23 protein-coding genes and 2 pseudogenes are annotated in these 22,806 nt (G+C 71.2%); 8 read left to right on the top strand and 17 right to left on the bottom strand.

What is annotated here, in order from left to right; translation table 11 throughout:
* Positions 1-45: 45 nt before the first annotated feature.
* From ACFZCY_RS42020 to ACFZCY_RS41975, 10 genes are all read right to left on the bottom strand, one after another.
* Positions 46-1,554: a hypothetical protein gene (locus tag ACFZCY_RS42020; RefSeq protein ID WP_391186377.1), complete on the bottom strand. Its 1,509-nt coding sequence runs from the start codon at positions 1,552-1,554 to the stop codon at positions 46-48.
* A gap of 178 nt (positions 1,555-1,732) precedes the next feature.
* On the bottom strand, positions 1,733-2,611 hold the full coding sequence (locus ACFZCY_RS42015; protein ID WP_391186251.1) for a hypothetical protein: 879 nt from the start codon (positions 2,609-2,611) through the stop codon (positions 1,733-1,735).
* Positions 2,612-2,836: 225 nt separating this feature from the next.
* Positions 2,837-3,208, bottom strand: coding sequence for a hypothetical protein (locus ACFZCY_RS42010; RefSeq protein ID WP_391186248.1), 372 nt, complete (start codon positions 3,206-3,208; stop codon positions 2,837-2,839).
* Positions 3,209-3,342: 134 nt separating this feature from the next.
* Positions 3,343-4,179, bottom strand: a complete 837-nt coding sequence (locus ACFZCY_RS42005; RefSeq protein ID WP_391186245.1) for a hypothetical protein — start codon at positions 4,177-4,179, stop codon at positions 3,343-3,345.
* Between the two features lie 141 nt (positions 4,180-4,320).
* Positions 4,321-6,411 (bottom strand): beta-galactosidase, encoded by a 2,091-nt coding sequence (locus ACFZCY_RS42000; protein ID WP_391186242.1) that lies wholly within the window; start codon positions 6,409-6,411, stop codon positions 4,321-4,323.
* 60 nt (positions 6,412-6,471) lie between these two features.
* The gene (locus ACFZCY_RS41995; RefSeq protein WP_391186239.1) at positions 6,472-7,326 is read right to left on the bottom strand and encodes an ABC transporter permease subunit; all 855 of its coding nucleotides are present in this window, start codon (positions 7,324-7,326) and stop codon (positions 6,472-6,474) included.
* Positions 7,323-8,306, bottom strand: a complete 984-nt coding sequence (locus tag ACFZCY_RS41990; RefSeq protein ID WP_391186236.1) for an ABC transporter permease subunit — start codon at positions 8,304-8,306, stop codon at positions 7,323-7,325. Before ACFZCY_RS41990 ends, ACFZCY_RS41995 begins: the two co-directional genes overlap by 4 nt.
* 11 nt (positions 8,307-8,317) lie before the next feature.
* Positions 8,318-9,526, bottom strand: a complete 1,209-nt coding sequence (locus ACFZCY_RS41985; RefSeq protein WP_391186232.1) for an extracellular solute-binding protein — start codon at positions 9,524-9,526, stop codon at positions 8,318-8,320.
* Positions 9,527-9,888: 362 nt separating this feature from the next.
* Positions 9,889-10,887: a substrate-binding domain-containing protein gene (locus ACFZCY_RS41980; RefSeq protein WP_391186229.1), complete on the bottom strand. Its 999-nt coding sequence runs from the start codon at positions 10,885-10,887 to the stop codon at positions 9,889-9,891.
* 255 nt (positions 10,888-11,142) lie between these two features.
* Complete coding sequence (locus ACFZCY_RS41975; protein ID WP_391186226.1) at positions 11,143-12,672, bottom strand: family 43 glycosylhydrolase; 1,530 nt, start codon at positions 12,670-12,672, stop codon at positions 11,143-11,145.
* A 201-nt stretch (positions 12,673-12,873) separates the two neighbouring features.
* On the opposite strand from ACFZCY_RS41975, the gene ACFZCY_RS41970 reads away from it, so the two are divergent.
* The gene (locus ACFZCY_RS41970; RefSeq protein WP_391186223.1) at positions 12,874-14,055 is read left to right on the top strand and encodes a serine hydrolase; all 1,182 of its coding nucleotides are present in this window, start codon (positions 12,874-12,876) and stop codon (positions 14,053-14,055) included.
* A 28-nt stretch (positions 14,056-14,083) separates the two neighbouring features.
* Here ACFZCY_RS41970 and ACFZCY_RS41965 read toward each other — a convergent pair whose 3' ends face one another.
* Positions 14,084-14,362 (bottom strand): hypothetical protein, encoded by a 279-nt coding sequence (locus tag ACFZCY_RS41965; protein WP_391186219.1) that lies wholly within the window; start codon positions 14,360-14,362, stop codon positions 14,084-14,086.
* 54 nt (positions 14,363-14,416) lie between these two features.
* Here ACFZCY_RS41965 and ACFZCY_RS41960 point away from each other — a divergent pair, with 54 nt between their 5' ends.
* Positions 14,417-15,148, top strand: coding sequence for a MerR family DNA-binding transcriptional regulator (locus ACFZCY_RS41960; protein ID WP_391186216.1), 732 nt, complete (start codon positions 14,417-14,419; stop codon positions 15,146-15,148).
* A 44-nt stretch (positions 15,149-15,192) separates the two neighbouring features.
* Here the strand turns inward: ACFZCY_RS41960 and ACFZCY_RS41955 are convergent.
* The 3 genes and pseudogenes from ACFZCY_RS41955 to ACFZCY_RS41945 all read right to left on the bottom strand — a co-directional run bounded on the left by ACFZCY_RS41955 (position 15,193) and on the right by ACFZCY_RS41945 (position 17,126).
* Positions 15,193-15,907 (bottom strand): annotated as a pseudogene (locus ACFZCY_RS41955) (helix-turn-helix domain-containing protein).
* Positions 15,908-16,119: 212 nt separating this feature from the next.
* The gene (locus tag ACFZCY_RS41950) at positions 16,120-16,554 is read right to left on the bottom strand and encodes a DUF2267 domain-containing protein (protein WP_391186374.1); all 435 of its coding nucleotides are present in this window, start codon (positions 16,552-16,554) and stop codon (positions 16,120-16,122) included.
* A gap of 137 nt (positions 16,555-16,691) precedes the next feature.
* Positions 16,692-17,126, bottom strand: coding sequence for an Hsp20 family protein (locus tag ACFZCY_RS41945; protein WP_391186213.1), 435 nt, complete (start codon positions 17,124-17,126; stop codon positions 16,692-16,694).
* A 130-nt stretch (positions 17,127-17,256) separates the two neighbouring features.
* On the opposite strand from ACFZCY_RS41945, the gene ACFZCY_RS41940 reads away from it, so the two are divergent.
* Positions 17,257-17,928 carry a type III effector protein gene (locus ACFZCY_RS41940; RefSeq protein WP_391186211.1) on the top strand — a complete coding sequence of 224 codons (672 nt, stop codon included), beginning with the start codon at positions 17,257-17,259 and terminating at the stop codon, positions 17,926-17,928.
* 66 nt (positions 17,929-17,994) lie between these two features.
* Here ACFZCY_RS41940 and ACFZCY_RS41935 read toward each other — a convergent pair whose 3' ends face one another.
* From ACFZCY_RS41935 to ACFZCY_RS41925, 3 genes and pseudogenes are all read right to left on the bottom strand, one after another.
* Positions 17,995-18,789 carry a SigB/SigF/SigG family RNA polymerase sigma factor gene (locus tag ACFZCY_RS41935; protein ID WP_391186207.1) on the bottom strand — a complete coding sequence of 265 codons (795 nt, stop codon included), beginning with the start codon at positions 18,787-18,789 and terminating at the stop codon, positions 17,995-17,997.
* Between the two features lie 163 nt (positions 18,790-18,952).
* Complete coding sequence (locus ACFZCY_RS41930; protein WP_391186204.1) at positions 18,953-19,198, bottom strand: endonuclease/exonuclease/phosphatase family protein; 246 nt, start codon at positions 19,196-19,198, stop codon at positions 18,953-18,955.
* A gap of 89 nt (positions 19,199-19,287) precedes the next feature.
* Positions 19,288-19,404: pseudogene (locus ACFZCY_RS41925) on the bottom strand (DUF5133 domain-containing protein); the annotation flags it as partial.
* Positions 19,405-19,899: 495 nt separating this feature from the next.
* On the opposite strand from ACFZCY_RS41925, the gene ACFZCY_RS41920 reads away from it, so the two are divergent.
* From ACFZCY_RS41920 to ACFZCY_RS41900, 5 genes are all read left to right on the top strand, one after another.
* On the top strand, positions 19,900-20,403 hold the full coding sequence (locus ACFZCY_RS41920; RefSeq protein ID WP_391186201.1) for a methylated-DNA--[protein]-cysteine S-methyltransferase: 504 nt from the start codon (positions 19,900-19,902) through the stop codon (positions 20,401-20,403).
* Positions 20,404-20,466: 63 nt separating this feature from the next.
* Positions 20,467-21,198 carry a 2OG-Fe(II) oxygenase gene (locus tag ACFZCY_RS41915; RefSeq protein WP_391186198.1) on the top strand — a complete coding sequence of 244 codons (732 nt, stop codon included), beginning with the start codon at positions 20,467-20,469 and terminating at the stop codon, positions 21,196-21,198.
* Positions 21,195-21,500, top strand: coding sequence for an Ada metal-binding domain-containing protein (locus tag ACFZCY_RS41910; RefSeq protein ID WP_391186195.1), 306 nt, complete (start codon positions 21,195-21,197; stop codon positions 21,498-21,500). The genes ACFZCY_RS41915 and ACFZCY_RS41910 overlap by 4 nt, the downstream gene beginning before the upstream one ends.
* A 35-nt stretch (positions 21,501-21,535) precedes the next feature.
* Entirely contained in the window at positions 21,536-22,060 is a 525-nt protein-coding gene (locus ACFZCY_RS41905; RefSeq protein ID WP_391186192.1) for an ABC transporter substrate-binding protein, read from the top strand.
* Positions 22,057-22,716 (top strand): alpha-ketoglutarate-dependent dioxygenase AlkB, encoded by a 660-nt coding sequence (locus ACFZCY_RS41900; protein ID WP_391186190.1) that lies wholly within the window; start codon positions 22,057-22,059, stop codon positions 22,714-22,716. The genes ACFZCY_RS41905 and ACFZCY_RS41900 overlap by 4 nt, the downstream gene beginning before the upstream one ends.
* The last annotated feature ends 90 nt before the right edge of the window (positions 22,717-22,806 follow it).

The following is a 22,806-nucleotide window of genomic DNA, read 5'->3' as shown; positions in this document are numbered from 1 at the left end:
AATGTTTCCTGACCGGTGCACAGCGCGGCCGTCGCGTCCACGGGCTCATCCGGGTACGCCTTTCCGGGCGGCCGGGTCCACATAGAGGCGCAGCCCGCCGAACGGATGGAGGGGCCAGCCCAGGGCGTACGCCGGTGGCTCGCCGTGCGTCGTGGCCAGGGCGGCCACCGGCGTTCGGCGCGCGGTCCGCAGGAGGTGCGCCCGGGTGGTGTCGGCGTTGTGGCCCCGGGTCTGCGCGGAGGAACAGCCGGCGTAGAACGCGATCGGGATGGCGTCATGTCCCGTCAGGAGGCACGGCGGGCGTACGCCGAGGTGGTGCAGCTCGGCCGCCGTGCGGGCCCACTCGCGGTGGGCGGCGGTGGTGCGGTCCACGGCGTGGTCCAGCACCGCGAACTGCACGGCCAGGTGCCCGGCGAGGCCGAGCGCCACGAAGGCCACGGCCACCGGGCGCCAGGCCCGGCTGGAGGCGGTGACCAGGTGGACGAGGGCGTCGGCGGCGGGTATCGCGAGCAGCGCGTAGGCAGGGAGCAGGAAGCGGGGCGCGGCGTATCCGATCATGAACAGGTAGGGGATGGCCGCCGTCGTGGCGCAGGCGAGCGGCACGAGGGTGACCGCGGCGCGCCGGGCCTTCACCGCGACCACGAGCCCGGCCACCACCACCAGGGGAAGGGCGTACCACCACGCGGTGACCGCCACACTCGGCATCGGCCCGGTGCACGGGCGGCACAGTGCGCGTCCGCCGAGGCTCCGCAGCTGGTCGCCGATGGCGATGTGCCAGCCGAGGCCGCCTTGGATACGGGAGCCGTCGGACAGGCGCTGCGCCGGGCCGCCGTATCTGACGTATGCCTCGACGATCCACTCCGCCGCCCCGGCCGCCAGCCCGGCGCCGAGTGCGAGCAGCAGCCGGATGTGCCGCCACCGGCGTCGTACGCCCACCGAGAGGGCGAGCAGCGGCAGGCTCACCCAGACCGCGTCCATGGGCCGCATCCACGCCATCAGCGCGGCGTTCGCGGCCACGCCCCACAGCGCTGCCCGGTCGAGGCGGTCGGTCCACGCGCGCAGGAAACAGCCCACGCCCGCCAGGGCGCCGACCGCGACCCAGTAGTTGGGCATGGCCTGCGGGCCGTAGAACAGGGTCACCCAGAGCGTCGCGAACAGGGCGCCCGCCAGGGCCAGTACGCGCGGGGGGAACAGTCCGCGCCAGACGCGCAGGGCGAGGAACAGCGCCAGTCCGGACAGCAGCGCCAGATAGACCCGCAACAGCGCCGTGGACGACGACCACTCGGCGATCGGCGCGACCAGCAGCGAGATCCCACGGGCGCGCGGTGCGCTGAAGAACGCCGCCGGGGCGTGTCCGCTGATCTGGCTGACGTAGACCGCCTCGTCCCAGCCGAGGCCCATCCCCGGCCGCACCAGGACCAGTTGCGCGAGGGTGAAGGCGCCCGCCACGAGGGCGAGCCAGTACCGGCCTTCGGTCCGCCGCGATGTCCGGGCGGCCGGCGGTGAGGTGCGGCGCTCGGTACCGGCGAGTGGGATGTTCACGGTCCCGGTCATCATCCGCCCTTCGTTCCTCCTGGCTGCGGGGTCGAAAAACCCTACGAGGCGCGGGGTGAGAGCCGGATGCGGAGAAGGCATGAAAGCGGTAAGAAAACGAGTGAACCAGCCCTCCTCCGCTCCGGCGACGCCCCGCCCGGCAGCCCCGGGGCGGGGCCGCCGGGTCTCGCGTGGCCGCTCAGGAGACGCCCGTCAGGGTCTTCTCCTGTGGGGCCGCGGTACGGCGTTCCTGAACGTGGGCGTAGCCCATGAGGCCGACCAGGACCGCGAGCAGCACGGCCGACGAGCCAGCTGTGCCGAGGTCGAGGCCGCCCTTGGCGATCGGCTTGGTGAGGAAGTCGCCGGCGGTGGCCCCCAGGGGGCGGGTGAGCACGAAGGCGATCCAGAACAGCACCACATTCGGTACGGCGGGCACCCGCATCAGGGCGACGAGTACGGCGAGCACTCCGGTGACGAGCAGGGCGCCGCCCGCGTAACCGAGTCCGGAGCTGTCGGAGAGGAAGTCACCCATCGAGGTGCCGAGCGTGTTCGATACGAGGATCGCCGCCCAGAAGAGGGCTTCGGCGCGGAAGGTGACGATGTCGCGGATGGCGAACGTCAGGCCGGTGCACTTCCAGATGACGAAGATGACGAGCAGCAGCGACATCAGGATGACGGCCCCCGCCGGGTAGCCCAGCCCCAGGCCCTGGGGCCCCCAGCCGAGCGATGTCGCGCCATCGGTGAGGAACTTGGCGCTGGCGTCCCGGTTCATGAAGTCGGACATCGTGGTGCCCGCCATGCTCGTGGACAGGATGACGGTCCAGTAGCAGAAGGGGTTGTACCGCCGGGACCGGAGCTGGACAGCCAGCGTGATCACGAAGATCAGGAACAGTGCGATGGTGGTAAGGAAGTAGCCGATCTTGAGGGTCTGGGCGAAAAGGTCACCGGCCGTCTCGCCGAGGGTGGTCGCGGCGATCTTCATGACCCAGAAGGCAAGCGTGACCTCCGGCAGCTTCCGCAGCACGTACCTGTCGGCGCCGGCGACGTCGATGTCGGTGAGGACTTCGGGCTCGGGCAATGTCGGTCCCTCCGGGGTGGCGGCATACGGCGGGTACGAGACACACCGCGCACAGCGATGTCCTCGCCCACGGTCCGACACTCCCAGCCGCAGCCTGAACGCATCCTGAACGCCACCGACTTGGGAGACCCGGAAGGATGTTCGAGCCGGAAGGGCGCCCCAGCCGCTCACGTACGGCGAGCGCATCCTGGAAGGGGTCCGTACGGTCTGCCCGGAGGCCTCAGCTCATGCGGCCAGCGTCTGGGCCACCGCCACCGCGGGCACGCGCGCCACCGGGATGCGTACCGGCGCGACCGGCGAACGGGCGGGCCACACGCGGTACGTGGTCTTGGCCGGATCCACCAGGGCCTCACCGAGACTGATCCGTCCCTCGGCATACAGCCTGTCGCATTCAGGGGTGGGCAGGGCGACGTAGCAGCCTCCCCTGTTGGTGGTGGAGTCGTACGGCTGCCAGTAGCCGTACCGGCGTCGTCCATTCGCGTGCACGGTGAGGAACACCGGAGTACGGGAGTCGGACATGACGCGGAGAACGCCGGCGCCGGCCACGTCGGAGGGAGCCTCGGAACGGGAGCGGGACTGGTAGAGGACGGGGGACATCAGGATTGCCTTTCCGAGGGGCCGGGGCTCAAGATCATCTACCCAATTAAAGCAGCGATATGATCTCGCGTACACAACTTCCGCTCGAGCAAAAGGGCTTGGGCACTCCCCCGCCCCGGCCCATACGCAGGGTGTCAGCCGTCCGTGGACCGGACAGTGCTCATGATCTTCTTGATCTCGGCGGCTGTCAGCGCGTTCGGCACTCCCTGGTCCGCGTAGATCACCCAGCCGTGCATGGTCCCGTCGGGGAGCTTTTGGGCGATGCTGTGCACGATCGCCTTCGGCGGGACGCATGAGCTGGGCCGGTTGGTGACGGTGACCTCGGCGGTCGCGGTGTAACCGTTGAGGCCCCCCTGCTCGATCGGCTTGGCCGGGCTGACCTTGATCTTGGGCTTGTGGTCCTCACCGCCGTACGCGGCGAAGCCCCAGTTGCCCGCCCAGTTACGAGCGTTTTCCTGGAGGGAGCCGTCCTTGCCGCCGCCCGTGGTGCCGACGGTGGCGAGCTGGCCCTTGCCCGCCTCGCCGATGGCCTTCGGATTGGGGCTCGACCCGCAGCCGCCCTCACGGTAGTTGGCGGTTCCGGTCATGACGACGATCGGCTGACCGCCCTTGTCCGTGTAGGACAGGGCCGTGCCCTCCTCGATCAGCTTCCACTTCTCGGCCTTGGCGGGCACGTCGTAGCGGAAGTGGTGCTTCTGCGCGGTCTGCGTCTGCCATCCCGGGACCGACGGCTGATCGCCCGACGGGCCCGCCGGGCCGGAGGACGTGGACGACCCCGCCGAGGGCGCCTTCGACCCCGCGGCGTCGGCGCCCTTGTCCGTGGCCTTGCCGGTGTCGTCGTTGCACCCGCTCACAGCGACGGCCATGCCGATGCCGACGGCGGCGATCAGGGTCTTCTTCATGCGCCGGGACGGCGTCCGGGCGGACTGACGGTACTGGGCAACGCGCTCGATGATCTTTGACTGAGACATGATCGGCACTCTAAGCGCACCGCGCCGCCGCCCATCCCCCGGGGGGATGCTCACCACAAGACGGGTACCTCCTCGTGACACACCGCATAAGACTGATACACACGGCGGCCCTCGGGCTGGGCGGCGGCGGTGGGCCGCAGGTCAGCGTTCCAGGAGTACCCGGACGTCCCAGGACCGCAGCCTCAGCTCCTCTCCGGCCCGGTGGTCCGTACCGTCGAGCGCGTCCCGGGCAGCCGCGGGGAGCCGGATCGGCACCTCGTCCCAGGACCAGTTGTGCACGAAGCGCACCCTGCGGCCGTCGGGGGCGGTGGCACCCGTGCAGGTGACACTCTCCTGGGCGAACCTCCAGCCGCCTTCCCGCGCGGGCACGGCCCACCGGAACAGCGACCTGGCCAGAACCGGGTCCGGCACGGTGCCCACGTACGTCACCCGGCCGTCGCCATGGGGGTGCGTGGTGACGGCGGGCCAGCGGCCGAAGTGCGGATGGTCGTACCCGGCCAGGACCTGCGCGCCGTCGGCCTGGAGGCCGTCCACCCAGCGGGTGGCGGCCGCCCCGGTCGGCAGGGCGAGGGGGGAATCGGCAGCGGGGCGGACCGGCACGTCCTCGGCGAGGTTGCTGAACTCGTCGTACCAGGCTCCGGCCGCCCTGGCGAGGCGCCCGGGCATGACGTCGGTGCGGGCCCTGGCGTACGGGTCGCCGTAGCCGGTGCGCGGGCCGAGCACGAGGTGCCCGCCCGCGGCGGCGTAGTCGCAGAGCCAGTCGAGCGTCGTGTCGTCCGCGCTGTACAGACCCGGCACGACCAGGACCGGGTGCCGCTCGGCGGCTTCGCGCGCGGTGGCGTCGGTGAGGCGATCGGCGTGCAGGATGCGGACCTGGAGCCCGGCGTCGAACGCGCCCCGGTAGAAGGGGTCGAAGAGGCCCTGGTAGGAGCGCCGGTCCGGGTCGCCGTCCGGCCCGGCCAGCGGCGGCTGGAACGCCAGTGCCCACTTGCTCGCGGACGAGTGGACCATCGTCACATCCGCGTCCGGTGTCAGACCGGCGACCAGGTCGCCCGCGGTTTCGAGCTCCTGGCCCATGCGGGCGATCTCCTGATAGACGCGCCCGGGACGGCCGCTGTGCGGCAGCACGCCGCCCCAGTAGGTCTCCGTGCCGAAGTGCAGCGTGTGCCAGTGCCAGTACTCGATCATCCGCGCCCCGCGCGAGACCAGCGCCCAGGCCGCCTGGCGCCATTGTCCGTCGTAGGCGGGCCGGTTGTTCCAGGAGTGTCCGATGGCCTGGGCGTCGGTCTCGGTGACCAGGAACGGCTCCTGGCGCGAGGAGAACATCCGGTCCGCGCTCTCGTACAGCGCCCAGGTCCCGTTGGTCGTCCAGGCCTGTCCGCCGGTGCCCCGGTCGGGCAGGGCGAGGCCGTCCTGCATGGTGTAGTACGCATTGCCCGCGGTGACGTCGAGCCCGGCGGCCAGGGCCTGGTCGTCCAGGGCGGGCCGGTCGTAGGCGATGCAGGTGGTGACGAAGTGTTCCGGGCGGGCGTACTCGCGCACGATGTCCGCCTGCCAGCCGATGAACCGCGTGGTCTGCTCGGCCTGGAAACGCCGCCAGGCCAGGTCGTACTGCGGCTGCGCGTTGCCGTCCGGGGTCCACAGGTCGGCCCATGTGGACAGCCGGTGCGACCAGTAGACCAGGCCCCATTCCCGGTTCAGGGTCTCCACGTCGCCGTAGGTGGTACGCAGGTGGTCCACGAAGCGCTGGAACACACCGTGGTTGTGGAACAGTTCGTTGCCCGGTTCGTTGTCGACCTGGAAACCCAGCAGCGAGGGGTGGTCGGCGTAACGGGCCAGGATGGCGCGAGTGACGCGTTCGGCGTGGAAGAGAAAGGCGGGGTGGGTGAAGTCCACCTCCTGCCGGGCGCCCCAGGGGATGCGCTCACCGGTGCGCCGCTCCCCCGCGATCTCGGGGTACAGCCGGGCGAGCCATGGCGGTACGGCGTACGTCGGCGTCCCGAGGACGACGCCGATGCCGCGCTCATGCGCGCCGTCGAGCACCGGCCGCAGCCAGTCGAGGTCGAACCGGCCGTTCTCGGGCTCCCAGGTGGACCACACCGACTCGCCGACCCGGATGACGGAGAATCCCGCCCGCTCCATCAGGTCCAGGTCGGTCTTGAGCCGGTCATACGGCTGGTACTCGTGGTAGTAGGCGGCGCCGAACAGCACGCGCGGGGGAAGCTCGGACACAAGTCCTCCTCTGTCGAGGGTTACGGGAGCGGCCGGGGCGGTGGAAGCGGTGGGGCCCGGTCAGCCCTTGACCGCGCCCGCCGACAGCCCTTCGAGCAATTGCTTGCGCAGCAGCAGAAAGACCAGGACGGTGGGCACGGTGGCGAGCACCGATCCGGCCAGGACGAGGTCGTACTGGCGGTTCTCCGCCTGGAAGAGCGTCTGAAGCCCCAGGGGGAGGGTGAACTGGTTGGTGTCGGAGACCAGGACCAGGGGCCACAAGAAGCTGTTGTAGCTCTGCAGGAAGGTCCACACCGCCAGGGCGCCGAGCGACGGGCGCAGCAGTGGCAGGACGACCTGGCAGAAGATGCGGAACTCCCCGCAGCCGTCGATCCGGCTCGCTTCCAGCAGTTCGTCCGGGACGCTCTGGATGATGTACTGCTGCATCATGAAGATCCCGAAGGCGGGGGCCACCCACGGCACCACCAGGGCGAACCAGGGATTGCCCAGCCCTGTCTTGACCAGGATCACGAACAGGGGCACGAGAATGACGGCGAACGGGATCGACAGCGAGCTGAACATCACCGCGAACAGGAACTTCCGCCCGGTGAAGCGGTATTTGGCGAAGCCGAACCCGGCCAGCGCGCAGACGAAGACCGATACGGCGGTCGCCAGGACGGCCACCACGGTGCTGATGAGGAACCAGCGTGTAAACGGCTGGCTGTCCAGCAGATGCCGGTAGTTGGCCAGGGTCGCCGGGCTGGGCAGCAACCGGGGCGGGTAGGCGAAGATGTCGCCACGCGGCTTGAACGATCCGCTGAGCGCCCACAGGAGCGGCCCGACGAAGGCCAGCAGCAGAGCCGTCAGGGCGATGTAGAGGAGTGCGCGTGAGGAGGTCCGGTATCCGCGGGTGCGTTGCGGAGTCGAGGTACTCATGAGGACCTTCCGATGCCGAGCAGCCGGTTGAAGACCTGGCTGATGGTGAAGACGAGGGCGAACAGCACGACTCCGGCCGCCGCCGCGTAGCCGAACTGCTGCCGTTCGAAGGCCGCCCGGTAGATGAACATCGCCACCGAGAGCGTGGCGTCGCCCGGTCCGCCGCGGGTGAGGAGAAAGGGCTCGTCGAAGATCTGCGCCGCGCTGATGAACGAGGTCACCGCGACGAATCCGGTCACCGGCTTCAGCGCCGGCAGGGTGACGGTGGTGAACGTGCGGAACGGTCCCGCTCCGTCCAGCTCGGCCGCCTCGTACAGCTCGCGGGGGACGTTCTGCAGCCCGGCGAGGAAGAAGATCGTCAGATAGCCCGCCCAGCGCCAGAGCATGATGAGGCTGATGCAGACCTTGGCCAGGGTCGGATCGCCGAGCCAGTCGAATCCGCCGAGCCCGAACACCGCCCTGAGCGCCGCGTTGGCGAGTCCGAACTGCCGGTCGAACACAAGGCTGAAGATGAGGGCGACGACGATGGGCGACACCACCATGGGGATGAAGAAGGCCACCCGGAACAGATCCCGTGCCCGAAGCCCCCGGGCGTTCAGGCCCTGGGCCATCATCAGCGCCACGGGGACGATGATGAGCACGCTCACCAGGACGTAGACGCCGGTGTTCTGCAGCGCGCGGTGGAAACTGACGTCGGTGAGCAGATGCGCGTAGTTGCGCAAGCCGACCCAGTGCGGGGGTCCGAGCCCGACCCATTCGCACAGGCTCAGACAGACCGCAGCGAGGACCGGCACGACCATGAACAGGACGTACAGCACGTAGAACGGTGCGATGAACAGGTACGGAGCGCGGCTGGGCCCACGCCGTGGGCGCGACGCGCGGCCGCCGGTGGCGGTGACGGCCCCGGTCGCGGTCGTGGTCGTGGTCGTTGCCGCCGTCGCGGCCGCCGAGCGGACTCCGTCCGCGGGGATGCTGGTCATCTGCGCCCCTCCTATCGGCTTGCCTGAGCACGGAAGTCGGACGTGGCACGCCGCAGCGCCTCGCGCGGGGAGAGGTCGCCGCGGTACGCGCGGATCAGGTAGCCGCTGAGAACGTCCGTGAGGATGGACTGGTCCGGGCTCTGGTAGTAGGCGGGCACGTGGTCCACGAGCGGGGCGAAGACCTCGAACAGGCGCTGCCCGCCGCAGAACTCGTCCTCCAGGGCCAGGAGTTCGGGGCTGCGGAAGACCGAGCGGCGGGTCGGCAGATAGCCCAGCTCGCGATAGCGGCGGATCTGGGCCTCCTTGGTGAGCCAGGTGGCGCGCAGGAAGTCGGCGCCCGCCGTGGTGTTCGCCTTGCCCGTGATCGCGGTGAAGCCCGTGCCCCCGGCGACCGAGGTGCGGCCACCACCGGCCGAGAATCTCGGGAGCGCCCGGATACGCCACCGTCCCGACTGCTCGGGGACGTTCGGCTCAAGCCCGAAGGTCTTGTACCAGCTCGCCATCCACAGCCCCGCGACACTGCCGCGCTTGAGGGCGGTCTGCATGCTGGGGCCGTAGAAGTCGGCGACGTCCACGAGGAAACCGCTGCGCAGCCCGTCACAGATGAACCGGAGTGTCTCCTCCGCCTCGGGCGAGTCCAGGGTGCTGCGCTGGTCCGCGTCGAAGAGCGCGCCCCCTCGCTGGTAGAGGAGGATGGCGAAGAGCTGCACGACCTGGTTCAGATCGCTGCCGGTGGACACCGCACCCAGGGAGACCCGGTGTTTCGCGTACAGCCGGGAACCGGCTCGCGCCAGTTCCTCCCAGCTGCCGAGGTCGGCGGGTATGCCGTACTTCGACAGGAGGTCCTCGCGGTAGTAGTAGACGGTGATGGGCGTGTCCGAGTCGAGCGCGTAGAGCCTGCCGTCGACCGTGTAGGGGGCTCGGCGCGCCGCGAGCAGGTCGTCGCCGAGCGGCGCGACGTCCTTGGTCCAGTCGCGCAGGAGGCGGGCGGAGAGGTCGCCTCGCAGCATGCGCGCGTAGTTGCCGATCTCGAAACCCATCACATCGGGGGTGCCGCGTCCCGCGACGGCCTGGGCCAGGAGCTTGGTCACCAGGTCCTGAGCTCCGGCGCGGGTCACCCGCAGCCGGTAGGAGAACCGGGTGGCGCGGTCGGCGCGGGACACGGCGTGGGTGAAGAAGTCCTGATACCCCTGGTCGTGGGTCCACAGCGACAACGTCACGGGGCCGGAGGTACGCACGCTCGCCGCCCGGCCGCGTCCGCAGGCCGAGGCCGCTCCGGCCACGGCGAGGGTTCCGGCGCCGGCGGCCCACCGCAGCAGGGTTCGGCGCGGGGCGGTGCCCGTGCCGGGACCGGGGCTCGGCGGAGGTGGCGCGCGGTGGGAACCCGGCGTCCTCCGGGGCGTGGGGGAAGGAGGGAGGTGTTTCATGTGCGGCTCCTCATCAAGGCGTGTGCTTGCTGAGTGATGCGGGTGGGCATGGCTCGTCAGCCGTCCTGTGACAGTCGGGGGGAACGGCGGAGCGTGGTGGCCGGGGGCGATGCGGGCGCCGGTGGTGGCGGCGGGCAGCGGATCCCCGCCGGGTGTCAGGGGCGCGGGGGCCGGCCGCTGGACCGGCGGACCACCAGCCGGGCGGGCGGATCGTCCCGGGTGGGCGCGGGGGCCTCCGGGTCTTCCATCTGATGGGCCAGCAGGTCGAGTCCGTGTGCCGCCACGGTGTCGAAGTCCTGGCTCACGGTGGTGAGCGGCGGCGAGAGGTACGCCGCGGAGGGAATGTCGTCGTATCCGACGACGCTGACCTGGTCCGGCACCGCGATCCCCGCCTCGGCCAGGCCGCGCATGACACCGATGGCCATGTCGTCGTTGGCCGCGAAGACCGCGGTGACCCCCGGGGTACGGGCCAGCCGCAGTCCGGCCTCGTAGCCGGAGGAGGGCGACCAGTCGCCCTCGACGCACTCCGGTTCCGGGGCTCCCGCCTCCCGCAGGGCCTTGCGCCAGCCCTCCATGCGGTCGCGCGCCGCCCACCACCGGCCAGGTCCTGCCACGTGCCACACGGTGGCGTGCCCGAGGGAGAGGAGATGCCGGGTGGCCGCCATGCCACCCCCGACTCCGTCCGCGCCCGTGACCAAGGCCCGGGTCCCCGGAGCAACGGCCGGCATCCGGCCGAAGCTGAGGATCGGAACCCCCGGGTCGAGGGGAGCGGCCTCGCCCTCGTCGATCGGCTCGGAAAGCACGATGCCGTCCACGCCCTGGTTCAGCAGGGATTCGATGGCGTGTGCGATGCCGGAGGGCTGGCCGTCGAGTGTCGTCACGACGCTGAACGAGTAACCGGCGGCGCTCGCCGCCCGCTCCAGCGCGAACAGCAGCGACGCGGGGCCGTAGAGCGCGGTCCCCAGGGAGACCACTCCGATCCGGCGGAAGCGCCCCTGGAGCAGCGCGCGGGCGGCGGTGTTGGGCCGGAAGCCCAGTTCGCGGGCGGCCCGCAGCACACGGTCGCGGGCCTGTTCGCTCACATACGGCTCCCCGTTGACGACCCGGGACACCGTCTTCTGGGACACCTGGGCCAGCCGGGCGACCTCGCGCATCGAAGGGGGCCGGTGTCCCTGCCGGGATCCTGAGGAGGGGGTCTGAGATTCGGTGCCGGGCACAACGCTCCCTTCGAGCACGATCCCGGGCGGTGCCGGATCACGCGACGACTGACTGCGTAGTCATACGGGCGAGCTCGGCGGTACGGCCTGCTCTGTCTACGTAGTCAGGCGACTATGCACCCGCCCTCCGGACACGTCAATGGTTCGCGCAAACGTGCTCCCACCGCGGCCCGGCATCGGGTGCCGCACCGATCATGGGCGCGGTCCGGGGGCCGGCTCATAGTCGAACCAGTCGAAGTGCACGGTGCCGGCCGAGGCGTACATTCCCATGACCCGGCCGGTGAAGCCGCCCGCCACTTCGGTCGACAGGTAGCGGCCATCGAGCGTGGCGAGCTCGACGAACGTGCCGTCCGGTTCCTCGAAGCCGAGGGAGAGGGTGTCAGGGCCGGTACGCGCCTCGTTCACGGCTTGTACGGCAGCCACATGGAGTCCCAGGATCAGGGGCCCGTCGGGTACCGGCCGAGACGCCACCACGGTGTGCAGCGGGCCGATGCGGACGAGTACGCGCACCTCACCGGATGCCGCCTCGATGGCGTAGTGGTGCTGCTCGTCGAGGCGTACGGCCAGCCCGCCGCTTCCTTCCGCCGGGTCGATCAGGGTGCGTACCCGGCAGGACAGGTGTTGCTGGCGTCGACCGACGAACATCACGTCGGGATCGTCGAGGGACTTCCCGAGAGCGCGCAGGGTCAGCCACCCGGTCCGCTCGTTCGTGGTGCAGTGCTCCGCGGGGCGCCGACGCGGCGAAATCCAGCATGGGGCCGGCTCACCGAGGTCGAAGTCGTCCCGGACCGGCGCGACGGCACCTGGCCGCAGCGGCCACGGCGGAGCGGGCAGGACGAGCGACAGTTCGCCGACGACCGGCCACCCGTCGACCCAGCTCACCGGCGCCAGGAACGTCTCGCGGCCGAGCACGTGCCAGCCGGGAGTGCCACCGCCCGGGCGCACCCCGAGCAGCACCATCCACCACGAGCCGTCGGGCGCCTGGACGAGGTCCGCGTGGCCGGTGTTCTGGATGGGGTGGTCGGTGCCGCGGTGCGTCAGGATCGGGTTGTCCGGGCATGGCTCGAACGGGCCGTTGGGCGTGCGGCCACGGGCGATGGAAACACCGTGGCACCGCTCGGTGCCGCCTTCGGCGATGAGCAGGTACCAGTAACCGCCGATGCGGTACAAGTGCGGTGCTTCCGGGGCTTTGGCGCCATTGGTGCCGGACCAGAGCCGGCGCGGCGGACCGAACGACTGCCCGGTGCGGGGATCGATACGGACCTGTTCGACCCCGGCATAGGTGCACCAGCAGTTGCCCTCGTCGTCCCAGGCGAGATCCGGGTCGATGCCGGGGACCCCGGGCAACCGGACCGGATCGGACCAGGGCCCGGCCGGGTCGGTGGCGGTCACCAGCAGGTGGCCACCGTCGTTCACGTTGGTGGTGATCAGCCAGAACCGGTCGTCGTGGTGGCGCAGCGTGGGCGCGTAGATCCCGCCGGAGGAGGGGGCGTCGCGCGGCAGGCGCAGTTGGCTCGGCCGTTCCAGGACGTTGCCGATCTGCGTCCAGTGCACCAGATCCCGGCTGTGGAAGAGGGGTACGCCGGGGAAGTACTCGAAGCTGGAGCACGCCAGGTAGTAGTCCCCGCCCGCCCGGCAGATGCTGGGATCCGGGTGGAACCCGGGAAGCACCGGGTTCTTGATGGTGTGGTCGCCCGTCCCGGGCATGCTCGGCACGCTCATGAGTCTCCCCGTCCACCGTTCGCCCGAACCGGACCGGCCCGCGCTCCCGCACTACCCTGCCCGCCGACGATGGCGGTCAGTCACGGCGCCGTGTGACCGGGCGCCGCCGGTGGCAACCACCCGCGCTGGGGGGATATCCCCCACTCCGGTCCTGGGGTGCGCCGGATCGCGCCCCGTCGGGGGCGAACCTAGCGTTCAGCCATGACCGCGACCCTGCGAAAACACCTCGCCATGGCACTCGGTGTCGCCACGCTGCTCGCCGCCGCGGTGGCCACCGGCGCCGCCCGGCCCGCCGGCCACTCCCCCGCGGAGCGGTTGCGCCGGGACACCGAGGCGATCCACGCCCTCGGCGTCAGCGGTGTGCAGGCCCGCGCGATCGCGCCCGACGGCCGGCAGTCGGTCGCCACCAGTGGCACCGCCGACCTGAACACCGGCCGCCCGGTTCCTTCCGACGGCTACTTCCGCATGGCCAGCACCTCCAAGACGCTGATCGCCACCGTGGTCCTCCAGTTGGACGCCGAGGGCGGGCTCTCCCTGGACGACACGGTCGCCCACTGGCTGCCGGGAGTGGTACGGGGCAACGGCAACGACGGGAGCCGGATCACCATCCGCCACCTGCTCCAGCACACCAGCGGCATCCACGACGATCTGCCCGGATACACCACGCCGGAGGAGTACTACCGGCAGCGCCACGACGTCCACGGCCCCGAGCAGCTGGTCGCCCGCGCCATGGCCCACGCGCCGGACTTCCCGCCCGGCGAGGGCTGGGAGTACTCCAACACCGGCTATGTCCTGCTCGACATGGTCATCCAGCAGGCCACCGGTCAACCCGGCCACCGGGAGATCGAAGACCGCGTCCTGCGCCCGCTCGGCCTCGACCGGACCCGGTGGCTGGGAACCTCGCCCTCCCTGCCCCGGCCTCATGCCAAGGCCTACCAGCTCTTCGGTCCCGGTTCCGTGGTGGACGTCACCGACCAGATACCGGTGGACCACGAGAACCTTGCGTGGGTCACGACCACGCGGGACGAGAACGACTTCCTCCGCGCGCTGCTCGCCGGCCGCCTGCTACCGGCGCGGCAGCTGGCCGAGATGAAGCGGACCGTCCCCGTCAGCGCGGAGGTCCAACGGCTGTGGCCCGGCGGCCGCTACGGGCTCGGCCTCGTCGAACGCCCCCTGAGCTGCGGAGGAACCTACTGGAGCCACGAGGGCGGGGACGGCGGCTACATCACCCTCAACGGCGTCACCGACGACGGCAGGCGAAGCGCCGTGGTCTCCATGTCCGAGGCACGCGGCGACGCCCCGGAGCACATTCTGGACCAGGAGAACGCCGCCGGTGCCCTGATCGACCACGCATTGTGCGCCGGGAGCCCCGGCACCCCGTGAGGACGCTCCGTCGCAGGCCCCGGACGCCTCATGGTCCGGCCGGTGCCTTCAGCAGTTGGTTCAGCTCGTCCCCAGCGCCGTCGTACCCGGCGTCGGAGATCCGTTGCAGTTCGCGCAGGTCGCCGAGCGCGACCGCGCGCCGGGTGAGCAGGAGCCCGGCCCGCATGGACCCCTCGTCCAGCAGCTCGCTCAGCTCCTCCAGGTCGCCGGCCGCGTCGGCGAGGTCGGCCAGCCGGTCCAAGGCCGTTTCGTTGCCCTCGTCGGCCAGTGCGCGCAGGGTCTCCCGATCGATGTCCGTGTTCGCCATGACGCCATGGTGCGACCCTGCCCCAGGGGAAAGGTCAAGTGGGACGATGGCCGGGTGATCACCATCGGACAGCTGGCCGGATACGTCGGAGTGTCGACCAAGACCATCCGCGTCTACCACGACAAGGGGCTGCTGCCCGAGCCCGACCGCGACGCGTCCGGCTACCGTCGGTACGGCGCGAACGACGCCATCGACCTGATCAAGATCCGCACGCTCGCCGAAGCCGGTGTCCCCCTGGCCCGCATCCGGGACCTGAGATCAGCGACCGACGCGGAATACCAGCAGGCGCTGCGCGAGATCGACGACGAGCTCACCGCCCGCATCCGTGGCCTGCGGGCGACACAGGGGCGCCTGCGCCGGCTCGCCGCCGGGGATCTGTCGCCTCTGCCCGCCGAGGTCGGTGCCCATGTGGAGGACCTGGTCCGCTGGGGATTCACCCCTCGATGGGTGGAGCTGCAACGCGACCTGTGGATCCTCGTGTTCGCCACCCACCCGGACCAGGCGATCACCCTGTTCCAGGAGCAGGCCGAGATCCTGGCTCACCCAGCGCTGCGGCAGCTCTTCCTCGACTACGACCGCGCCCACGACCTCGACGCCGACGATCCCCGCATCGACGGCCTCGCCCGCCGGATCGCCGACGCGACCCGAGAACGCTACGGGCCCGGCGAACCGCCCGCGCTGGACGCGGCCTCCGAGATCCCCGCCCTCGCCCAGGGCACGGTCAACGCCGCGTCCCCGGCATGGCGGCGACTCGACATGCTCATCCGCGCACAGCTGCACACATGACTCGACGCCACGTGTCGATCAGGGGCGCGAAGCGGTAGGCCGGATCAGCCGTGCGTGCTGGTGGCCGGTGGGGCGGCGATGGCGGTGAGCCGGAGCTTGGTCTCGTCCTCGCTGCCGGGCACGGCGGTCATGATGACGATCTTCAGTTCGGAATCGCCGTCGGTCAGGAGGTCGCAGTCCACCGAGACGGGGCCCACCGACGGGTGGTCGATGGTCTTGTGGTCCTCGCGGTGCGCGGGCACTTCCCCGGTTGCCCACGGCTCGGCGACCTCCGGTTTCCCGCGCTCAGTTCGCGGATCAGCGCGGCCAAGCGGGCGTCCCGGGAGAAGCGGCCGGTGGCGCGGCGCAGGTCGGCGACGGCGGCGTCAGTGGCGTCACGGTCCGCCTCGGCCACGGGCCACAGCGCGAGGCGGGCGGGGCCGGTGTCCACCGGGAACCTGTCGCGGGCGAAGTCGCGCAGCCGCGGCGGCGAGGCGGAGGGGTCACCCAGCAGGGCGGCCCACCCACGGTTCCACCACACCAGTTGCCAGTCCGCCGCGGGTCAGGGACGCCACGACCGACGCGGAGGGTGTCGTGGCCCGCCCCTGTGCCAGGCGCGCGATGTAGTCGACCGATACCCCGGCCAGGTCGGCGAGTTCTTCGCGCCGCAGCCCGGCCGCCCGGCGCCCGCGGCCCCCGGCAGCCCGGCGGCCGCCGGTCCCGCCACGTACGGATCATCGCGCCCGGTCCGGATGCGGGTGTCGCCGACATGGCCTCCATCCTTCTGCATCCCCGGTCGTGCGTGGGGGTGCGAGGGTGGTACCGGTCTTCCTACCGTCGAAGCGCCCCTGGTCCGCCTCCGTCGTCGGGGCCAGTATCGAACACATGACGATCACCTTGCCACCGAGGAGCCCGGCGCGGGCACCGGGCGCTTCGCCTCCGGCCATGGCGAGATCGCCTGGTCCTGAGGGGCAGTGAGGGAACCGCGGGCGTCAGGCCGCGCGCGTCAGCTCGATCCGGCCGAACAGGAGGGCGTAGCCGGAGGCGAGCTGGGCGAGGATGCGGTCCATCAGGTCGGCTCCCGCGAGGTGTGCGACGACCCTGAGGACGGAGCCGGTGTCCCAGCGCGCGGTGGCGGGGGTGCCCCCCAGCCGGGTGGCGAGGTCCTTGACGAAGCCCCAGCCGGTGAGGGGTTCGCGGTCGGGGATCTGGTCGGCGAGGATCCGGGCCGCCTCCACGGGCAGACGGGCGGCGAGGTCGACCCGCTCATCGCCGGTGAGCTGCCGGCCCAGGCCGGTGAGCACGGCGCGAACGACCGTCTCGGCCCGTTCTCGAGTGGGGTACGCCCCTTCGTAGCGGACTTTCTCCAGCATCTGGTCGAACGTCATTTCCGCGGTGACCGGGGCGTATTCGGACTGGACCGGCATGGCTGGTCGGGTCGCCTTTCTCGTCATGCTTGCTCGTCGTGTTGGTGTACGCGAGTGATCGCGAAGGGCGGGGCGGAGGACGGGAAGGGAGCACCGGCCTCGACCGTCCTCCGCCCGCGAGGGGTGGCCGACCCGGGTCAGCCGCTGATCTGCTTGCGCCCGGCGCCCTCGCCGATGGCGATCTTGCGGGGCTTGGCCCGCTCGGCGATGGGGATGCGCAGGGTCAGGACACCGGCGTCGTAGTCGGCCCTGATGTGCTCGGTGTCGAGGGTGTCGGCCAGCATGAGCTGGCGGGAGAACACGCCCAGGGGCCGCTCGGACAGCTCCATCTGCACATCGTCGGCCTTGGCGAGCGGCCTCCGCTCCGCCTTGACGGTGAGCATGTTCCGCTCGACGTCGATGTCGATGGCGTCGGTCGAAACGCCGGGGAGGTCGAGGGCGATCACATAGTCGTCGCCCTCGCGGTAGGCGTCCATCGGCATCGGGGACGGCCTGGACCAGGTACCGGTGGACCCCACGAGCTGCTGGGTGAGCCGGTCGAGCTCGCGGAACGGGTCGGTGCGCATCAACATCAGGAAACACCTCCAGTGGTCTTGGGCAGTACCGCCAATGCGCTGCAACCTGTCTCCGTTGTAGCATGTCATCGGAACGATGACAAATGCTGATGTCGTCGACACGATGACAGGAAGGGAAGGGCGTGCCATGACCAGCCCGGAGGAATCCCGCGGACCCGACCCCGCACCCACCTCGTTCCCCGCCACCGCGGCGGCGTTGGAGGCCATCAACGACGCCGTGCGCAGCGCCACCACCCCGCCGGGCCGGGCGCCGGAGCCGGACCGGACCAGCTCGGAGCAGGCCCTGGGCGCGCTGTTGCTGCTGCGGGAGCTGCGGGACCAGCTCGCCGGGTGGGAGCCGTGGCTGATCGAGACAGCTCGTGAGGCGGGCGCCAGCTGGGCCGAGCTCGCGCACCCCCTGGGCGTGGCGAGCCGCCAGGCCGCCGAGCGCCGCTATCTGCGCGTACGGCCCGGCGCCCCCGGCGCCACCGGGGAGCAGCGCGTGCAGGCCACCCGTGACCGCCGCGCCGCCGACCGCACCGTCACCTCGTGGGCCCGTGGGAACGCCGCCGACCTGCGCCGACTCGCCGGGCAGGTCACCGCGCTCACCGACCTGCCCGCCGAGGCCCATGGCCACATCGCCCGGCTGGCGGACGCCCTCGCCCACGACGACCCCGCCCGGCTCGTCGACCCGCTCGCCGAAACCCATCAGCACCTGACCGCACGTCACGCCGATCTCGCCGCCCGCGTCGACACGATGACCCGCCACACCGACCGGCTGCGGCAGGACAGCGGGGACCAGCGCCGCACCACGAACTGACCACGCCCGCCTTCCCCCGGAAGTGCTCCGCCGGGCGCCGGTGGTACGTCAGAGGCCTGGAGAGCGTCACGCCGCCTTGGCCTCGATCTGGTCGTGCAGCTTGGCGCAGGTCCGGCTGATCAGCCGGGAGACGTGCATCTGGGAGATGCCGAGCTGCTCGGCGATCCGGCCCTGGGTCTCCTCACGGAAGAAACGCAGGTACAGGATCCGGCGCTCCCGCTCGGGCAGGGCACGCAGCTTGGGCTTCAGGGCCTCACGCTGAATGACACGGTCATAAGAAGGCTCCGGCGCGCCGAGCGTATCCGCCAGGGAATACCCGTCGTCGGCACCCGAAACCTCGGCGTCCAGGGACAGCGCGGAGAAGCTTTCCATCGCCTCCATCCCCAGCAGGACGTCCTCTTCGCTCATCCCGGTGTGCCGGGCGATATCGGCCACGCTCGGGGAACGGTCGTCGGGGGTGCGCGTGAGGTCCTGCACGGCCGCCCGCACCCGGTTGCGCAACTCCTGGACCCGGCGCGGCACGTGTACGCCCCACATGTGGTCCCGGAAGTGGCGCTTGATCTCCCCGACAACGGTCGGCACGGCGAAGCTCGCGAAGGCGCTGCCGCGGTCCGGCTCGTAGCGCTTGACGGCCTTGACCAAGCCGAGCATGGCGACCTGGCGCAGATCCTCCGCCGACTCACCGCGGTTACGGAACTGCCTCGCCAGCCGCTCCGCCATCGGCATCCAGGCGCGTACGACCTCTTGCCGCAGCGCCTCCTTTTCGGGACCATCGGGCAGAGTGGCGATGCGCTCGAACTCGGCAGTGGTGTCGGGAGCGTCGTCGTGCGAGTGCTTGCTGCGTGCGCGTTCGGCAGTCATGGCGCGGTCTCCCTCATCCTGTGGTCGGTAGCACCATGGGAGAAATCCACCCGCCGGGGGTGCCGGACACAGCACACCCCGAGCAGCCGAACTGCTCCCTTGGGCGTGCCTCCAGTCCGAAGCACAACCAGCGCCTGCCCCGCGCCCACACCCGCAAACAAACTCATCGGGGCCAACTGGGCTTGTGATGGAAGGACGTACGGGCCGCCAGAACCGCCCCCATGCCGTCGGCGGACCATCGAGGGTGGGGCACGACATGCCAGCCCTCGGCGGCGAGGGGTCGCACGTCCCCGCGGGTCACCTCCTGGAGCGCGAGCACATCCGGGGCCCGCCGCTCGAGTTCCCGTGCCAGCGCGGCGCGGCGCCTGGCGCCGTCGGCGTACTCGGGCGCCAGGACGTTCCTGGTCATCACCCGCATACCGGCAGTACCGAGTGGGTTCATCATTGCTTCCCTAGAGATTGACGACGGAGTCGTCGCGCGCCCGGGCGCCGCTGCGTTGCCACGTCGTCCATACGCCGCCGAACCTCAGGACCGCCCGCGTCGGCATGGAGGGCCCGGAGGGTTTCGTACTGCTCGACGAGACTGCGCAACACCGCGGGGTGTGCCATCAGCATGGTGCCAGCTCGATCGGGCACGGGCCGTCGTACGTCGGCCCCCGCTTCAGGGCGTCGCGCACATCGGCGGGGTCCCTCGGCGCGGATGGCGTGGATGCCCGTGGCCCGGGCGATGGCGGAGTGGTCCGCGGGTGCGTGGGCGGTCTGGTGATCGGGCAGGCCGTCGACCATCATCTCCAGCTTGCCCGACCGGCGCGCCCACACGGCTTGCCAGCTCCATGACCTCGGCGTGCGCCCCGCGGACACCGGCACCGCCAGAAGAGCATCACCTTCTCGGCGGCGTCCAGCCGCCGGGCGAGCGCTTCGGCCTGCTCCCGCGGTGGCAGTACCCGGCACAGGGTGGTCACCAGGTCGGTGGCGACGGGCTCGTCCGGCGCGGTGAGCGCCGAGTTGGCGTGCGTCACCACCCAGCGTGATGTCCGAATACCGCCAGCATTCCCTGTCGCGACCCCGCATCGTTGACAGTGAACCCACAGAGGACGAGAGAGCGCGACGATGACCATCTACACCACGTTGGACAGCCCCCTGGGCGAACTGCTGCTCGTGGGCGAAGAGACACCGGACGGCGCCACACTGACCTCGCTGTCCATGCCCGGGCAGAAGAACGCTCCGGCCGTACAGCCCGGCTGGCACCACGCGCCCGCCCCGTTCACGGAGACCGTCCGGCAGCTGGGCGCGTACTTCGACGGCGGACTCACCGCCTTCGACATCCCGTTCACGCCCGGCGGCACGGACTTCCAGCGGCGCGTGTGGCAGGCGCTGGAGCACATCCCCTACGGCACCTCGACCACCTACGGACAGCTCACCGAAGGGCTGGGCGTACCCCGTGAGCAGGTCCAGGCCGTGGGCGCGGCGATCGGCGCGAACCCTCTGCTGCTGGTACGGCCCTGCCACCGGGTGATCGGCGCGGACGGGACGATGCGCGGCTACGCGGGAGGCGTCGAGCGCAAGGTGTGGCTCCTCACCCACGAGGGCGCGCTGCAGCCGACGCTCATCTGACCTGTGGGCCTGGGGCGCTCGCACCCGGCCGCCTGACGAAGCACACCGAAGGAACCGCACACCATGACCGACACCACCCGCTCCGCGAGCCAGGTGGCCGACCGCGTCGCGGCGGACGACTGGGACGCGCTCACCGCCGAACTGGACGAGCACGGCAACGCGCTCACCGGACCGCTGCTCACCCCCGCCGAATGCCACCGGATCGCCGGACTGTACGACGAGACCGAACGCTTCCGCACGACCATCGACATGGCCCGCTACCGCTTCGGTTCGGGCCAGTACCGCTATTTCACCCATGACCTCCCCGACCTGGTGCGCGAGCTGCGCGAGGCGTTCTATCCGCGGCTGCTGCCCATCGCCCGCGACTGGGCCCGCAAGCTGAACCGGCCCGCGCCATGGCCGGACACGCTCGAGGAGTGGCTGGCGATGTGCCACGAGGCGGGGCAGGCCAAGTCCGCCCAGATCCTGCTGCGCTACGGCCCCGGCGACTGGAACGCCCTGCACCGGGACGTGTTCGGCGACATGCTGTTCCCGCTCCAGGTCGTGGTCGGTCTCGACGCGCCCGGCGAGGACTTCACCGGCGGCGAGTTCATCATGACCGAGCAACGCCCCCGCGCGCAGTCGAGGGGATCGTCCACCACCCTGCCCAAGGGCCATGGGCTGATCTTCACCACCCGGGACCGCCCGGTGGCCTCCAAGCGCGGCTGGGCGAACGGTCCCATGCGGCACGGTGTGAGCACCGTACGGTCCGGACACCGCCACACCCTCGGCCTCGTCTTCCACGACGCCGCATGACGCCCGCCCCGTCCGGCCGCGCCCCGCACGGGAGGCACCGCACGCTGATCGGCCCCGACGGGGCGCCCTATCGCAGCGCCACGCCCGGTAGTCTCGGCGGGCACCGGCGCCTGCGGCTGTACGGGCGTCTGGACTGCCCCTCCGCGCTGCGGGCCATCGCCCGCGGCCACTACGTGAAGCACCGGGTGTTCTTCGTGGACGAGGCCACCGCGATCGCCGCCGGATACCGGCCGTGCGCCGTGTGCCTCCCCCAGCGGTACGCCCGGTGGAAAGCCGACCGGGAGAACACCACCACACCATGAGCCCTCTCACGGGACCACCGGCATCCCGATCGCCCTTGATCCGCGCGGAGGACCTGGCCGCGTACGGCGATCTGCCCAGCCCCGCCCCGCACACCGCCCCCGAACTCGACGCTCTCCTGAGCCTGTTGGCCTCCAGGAAGGGCCGCGTCGAGACCGTCGCCATCGGCCACAGCCGGGACACGGCCTCCCGCGACGCCGCCGAGGCCTTCGCGGCCGCGTGGAAGGCGCGCGACGGAAAGGTCCTCACCAGGGTGGACTGGCCGGAGAGCGCCGCGTCCTGGCTTCGGCCCGCACGCCGGCTGACCGCCGAGGAGCCCGACGCCTGGGTCATGGCCGCGGCTCCGCTCGGCTTCGCCCAGCTGGCCCGCCGGCTGCGGCACTCCACCGACTGGGACCCGGCCCGCACGGTCGCCTTCGCCGCCCTCAAGGACTCCCGCCTCCCCGCGCTGACCGGGCCGGACACGCTGCACGGCCTGCGCGGCGCCACCGCCGAGGGCGGCACCTGGGAGGTACGCCGGCGCTGGGTCACCTCGTACCCGCCGGCCGGGAGGAGCGCATGACCGCCCTGATCCCCCGCCCGCCCATGGAGGTCGCCCCCGGGGCCGTGCACCTGCCCGGCTGGCTCACCCTGGAACAGCAGCGCGAACTCGTCACCGCCTGCCGTGCCTGGGCCACCGGCCCGGTCCCCATCCGCCATACCCGCCTGCCCCGCGGCGGTGTGATGTCGGTGCAGACGGTGTGCATCGGCTGGCACTGGCAGCCCTACAAGTACACCCGCACCGCCGGCGATGTGAACGGCGAGCGGGTCGCCGAATTTCCGGACTGGATGGTCCGGCTGGGCCGCCGCGCCCTGCTGGACGCCTACGGCGACGCACAGGGCGCGGCCGGCTACACACCGGACACCGCGCTGATCAACTTCTACGACGGTCAGGCCAGGCTGGGCATGCACCAGGACAAGGACGAAAGGTCCTCGGCGCCGGTCGTCTCGCTGTCCATCGGCGACACCTGCGTCTTCCGCGTCGGCAACACCGAGACCCGCACCAGGCCCTACGCCGACATCGAGCTGGCCTCCGGCGACCTGTTCGTCTTCGGCGGCCCCTCCCGCTACGTCTACCACGGCGTGCCCAAGGTGTACGAGGGCACCGCCGACCCCGCCACCGGGCTGGCCTCCGGGCGCCTGAACATCACCATGCGCGTCACCGGTCTCACGGACTAGGGCCTGTGTGATGTTGTGATCAGCCAGTTGCCTTCAGGATGTCGTCGATCCAGATCATCGAGGCACGGAGGTGGAGGCCGGCGAGGTAGC

This window comes from Streptomyces sp. NPDC007983 (assembly GCF_042958345.1).
Classification (GTDB): Bacteria; Actinomycetota; Actinomycetes; order Streptomycetales; family Streptomycetaceae; genus Streptomyces.
The sequence above is the reverse complement of the archived record's forward strand: the minus strand, read 5'-3'. Positions and strand labels throughout refer to the sequence as shown.